Origin of the sequence: Trichocoleus desertorum AS-A10 (assembly GCF_039962155.1) — a bacterium.
Lineage (GTDB): Bacteria > Cyanobacteriota > Cyanobacteriia > FACHB-46 > FACHB-46 > Trichocoleus.
This window is the reverse complement of sequence record NZ_JAMPKN010000117.1, coordinates 1-3,786: the sequence shown is the minus strand read 5'-3', so window position 1 is coordinate 3,786 and position 3,786 is coordinate 1. Positions and strand designations below refer to the sequence as shown.

Annotated in this window: 4 protein-coding genes; all 4 read left to right on the top strand. The window is 50.0% G+C overall.

The window, feature by feature from the left end; all coding sequences use genetic code 11:
- A partial coding sequence (locus NDA01_RS31550) for a hypothetical protein (protein ID WP_348231165.1) occupies positions 1-702 on the top strand: 702 nt, incomplete at its 5' end.
- Positions 703-746: 44 nt separating this feature from the next.
- Positions 747-1,436: a hypothetical protein gene (locus NDA01_RS31545; RefSeq protein ID WP_348231164.1), complete on the top strand. Its 690-nt coding sequence runs from the start codon at positions 747-749 to the stop codon at positions 1,434-1,436.
- A gap of 2 nt (positions 1,437-1,438) precedes the next feature.
- The gene (locus NDA01_RS31540; RefSeq protein WP_348231163.1) at positions 1,439-2,464 is read left to right on the top strand and encodes a hypothetical protein; all 1,026 of its coding nucleotides are present in this window, start codon (positions 1,439-1,441) and stop codon (positions 2,462-2,464) included.
- Between the two features lie 2 nt (positions 2,465-2,466).
- A partial coding sequence (locus NDA01_RS31535) for a hypothetical protein (protein WP_348231162.1) occupies positions 2,467-3,786 on the top strand: 1,320 nt, incomplete at its 3' end.

The window sequence follows — 3,786 nt, the reverse complement described above, 5'->3', positions numbered from 1 at the left end:
GGCGTGATCCTGATTGGCAAGCATAAGGGCCAAGAGATTGGCATTGCCCTGCGAGATGAGCTGTTTGATCATTGGTCGCCTTTGATGGCTGCGGACGTACTGGAGCAAGATGGTACAACTCGCACCTATCTATTAGATGGCTCGAATTGGGTGCTGTATGAGCGCGAAGCATTGTGCAACTTTGAGGGAATTTGGGTGGGCGATCGCATCTCCACCACAATCAACGGCAGCAACACCGCAACCACAACCCTGAAGCCGCCCTACCTGGAGGTAGACGTACTAGAAGCTGGCCTGGCATTGGCTGCTCAGATTACTGACTACCCCTACAGCCTGGATGCTGGAACTGACTTACTACAGGCAGGACTGGGCATTGGGTCTCAGATCATCGATACTCCACCGCTCACTGACACCTTGCAAGCTGGCTTGGGGCTAGGGGCGCAAATCGTCGAGACTCTGCCGCCTAGCGGCACTCTAGAGGCTGGACTGGGACTAGGAGCAAGGATTCTAGATAACGAAAACGATACGCTTTGGGCTGGCTTGGGAGCTGGGGCTAGAGTGGTCGATGAGGCGATCGCTGATCAGCTTGAAGCAGGACTAGGACTTGGCGCAAGAGTAATAGATGGCGCAATCAAGTGGCAGGATCTGAGCTTTAGTGATTGGCAAAATCTGGACTTTGAAAACTGGAAGAACCTGGAATTCTAGGGCTGTGGGAACGATCGCGCCGAATTAAAAGCGAGCTCTTTCCTATGGCTACAGTCGGTTGCAATCACGTTCCTAGCTGGCAACTTTACGTTGCTGAGCTAATGCGGAACCTCGGCACCTATCGCTTGGTGTTCTGCCTTGGTGCAGGCACAGCCACAACGATCGAAGCAGTGGTAACAGCCGAATTAGCGGAAACAGGTGGCTATGGACGCAAGCCCTACAATCCCAGCACAAACAGCTACAGCTCAGGCAACAAAAGAGTTGAGGCATCAGCTGTAAATAACTCTTTGATAGCCTCCGGAACATCTCTGCAATACGATAGCGTTGCCCTAATTCTGGATGCCGCTGTCTCAGCCAACAAAGGCTTCACTGATAGCAATGTAAATGCTTCGACGGACACGATTACGGTTACTGCTCACGGACTCTCTAATGGTGACGCGATCGTTCTTACTGCTGACGCAGGCGCAACTTTAGCAGGTGGGTTAACAGCAGGGACGCTTTACTACGCCGCCAATATTGCCACCAACACCTTCCAGGTTTCAACCGCCGCTGATGGAAGCGCGATCGTTGACTTAACCAACGCAGGCAGCGGTAATATGCGATTGAGATATGCCAAGGGCAGATTGGTTTTGGTAGGCAACTATGGCTCCGCGCAAACGATAGCGGATGGAGCAAGCCGCACCATCACCATGAACATTGAGCTGCATAACAGTGGCTACACCACAGGAGTGTAGCTATGTGGGGTGGAAGTCTTGCTGACATTGCCGCGCTCAAGGCGATTAATACCACTGGGCTGGAGAATGGCCTGGGGTTAGCGGTTCAGTCAAAACTGGAGTGGTACTTCCTGAACACTAGCTCCAGCGCTACTGCGGATGACGATGCCATTGTTGCGCCCACAACGGGTCCAGGTCGCTGGGTTCGAAAAGCAGCAGGCGGAAGTAGCAATTATCAAGTTAAGACTGCTAACTATGCAGCTCAGGTGGGCGATCGCCTTCTTGCAGATACCAGTGCCGCAGCTTGGGCTCTGACACTCCCCAACACAGCCTCCCCAGGTGAGGCTATTCCTCTTGCTTGCACTGGATCTCTTTCTACTTCTCCTTTAAGTCTTGTATCCAGCAAAAATATCAATGGCCAAAGCGGTTCAGCAAAAATTGTTAACAATTATGCGCGAACAGATCTGATTTACCTAAGCGATTCGGAAGGCTGGATCGCGTCCCCCAACGTCGTTGTGTTCAGTACACCGAGGCTTTACGCCTCTAATGGCGATGCAAATGGGGTTCTTTACTACGCTGGCACCAATTGGGGCGCTAACGGCTCCTGGTCAAACCCAGTGACTCTGGGAACGGTATCCGCCACCGCGACTGGCGGCACCCTGGGCGGAGTCGTTGGGAACTGGATGGACCGAGAGATTAACGAATATCTCTCGAACGTCGTTGGCGAGGCTTACTACGAGATCGACCTAAAAACCAAAAAGTTGCAGCTCAATAGGTACAGCCTAAGAGCGAGAAATGACGCGATCGCTGGAGCAGATGCGCCTAGAACTTGGAAAATGCAAGGACTGAACGGATCGACCTGGATTGATCTGGATTCTCGCGCTAACGATGCAACGCTAAGCACTCAATTGCAGTGGGCAAATTTTGGCGTTACAACCAGCAATTCATACAGCAAGTTTCGCTTCCAATGGTACGGACCAAACGGGAGCGGGCGAAATATCATGGCCCTTTCTGAAATCGAACTGTACGGATTTTTGGATAACTTGTAGCCATGACCCCTGAAGAGCTGCTACGCCAAACCTCGATCGCAAGTCGTACTGCTCACCAGCAGAAGCAAATCAAGCAACAGAAAATCCGATCGCGCCAAAATCCGCATGCTGTAGCACTTCCATATGATGCCGATCGCGGCTCTCAACAAATCCAGTTGAGCGATGGCAGTATTCGCGAGGCTGAATCAAACAGCAACGGCGTGATTGGCGAGGGAGATACAGTTGTTCTGCATCAGGGAAAGGGGCGATCGCGCATTAATGTGATGCCCCATAAACCGAAGCAGCAACAGCTTGTCACCCCTCAATCAGTTCAGTCTGGACCCGTCAAGGTTTTGTTCTCGGTGGCTGTAGATGGCGTAAGGAGTTTTTATGTGGGGGGCGATCGCCAAACTCCAGCCAAAATTTTTCAGACATCCAAATCCATTGCCGATGCATACCTTACAAATACGGGTAGGCGACCTAGTGACTGGGTCGCTAGTTTCCGTTGGCTGGAATCAGGGGTTTATCACTATAAGCTCCTGAAGGGAAATGGAGCCACGGCACAGGTCAGTTCAATCGCACCCTTGATTTACTGGGGAGCGGGTTTTTGGGCATCTGGTCTACTGACACCCAACTTCATTGAAGCTGAAAGGATTGAACAAGGATCAGCAACCTCTTTTATAGGAACTTCAAGCTACTACCGCAGATATGTCAGAGGATCATTAGTCGAAAACAATGTTGTCGTAGTGAATCATGTAAGCCGAACTGACTACGAAGATCAAAACTCCGCCACTTTTGTTGCACTGGGATTTGCATCAGGAAGCGGGACCGAATCGGGTGGTAGTTCTGGTTTTGTAGTAAACACCGAAGGGATTCAGGATAATGAAAACACAAGCGAAAGTAGTAAAACATTGTCTGGTATAACCGCTTCTTTTTCCCTGGATTTGAATGGCCTAGTAGACAATGTGGGCAGCTATTCCTATCAGCAGAATCAAAATTCTTACGAAATCAACACCCAACAAGATGGTCCAGACTATTTCTTTAATAACGTCTCTAGCACTATTGCAGAAACTTACCAAGGGAGAATTTCTCTATCTTCTTTGTTTAATAAAACTTTGACCTTTAATGAACAGTCCTCCTTCTATGGAGAAAGCTCCTCTTCTTCTAGTCAAACCACAACCAGCAGTAGCTCTAGAAATCACATTGTTTACCAACAAGTACTGGCGGGAGTAAGTTCCGCGATCGCCCAGGAGAGGGAAAGGCAAGAGGATGGCCAATTCAGCGATCGCAGATTTCTGATCCAAAAAACAGGTGATACAGAAACAGAAATAACCCTGCTGAAT

Bases quoted from the DNA above. Each gene is read 5' to 3' on its own strand.
- NDA01_RS31545 (WP_348231164.1), top strand. From the start codon at position 747: ATGGCTACAGTCGGTTGCAATCACGTTCCTAGCTGGCAACTTTACGTT.
- NDA01_RS31540 (WP_348231163.1), top strand. From the start codon at position 1,439: ATGTGGGGTGGAAGTCTTGCTGACATTGCCGCGCTCAAGGCGATTAAT.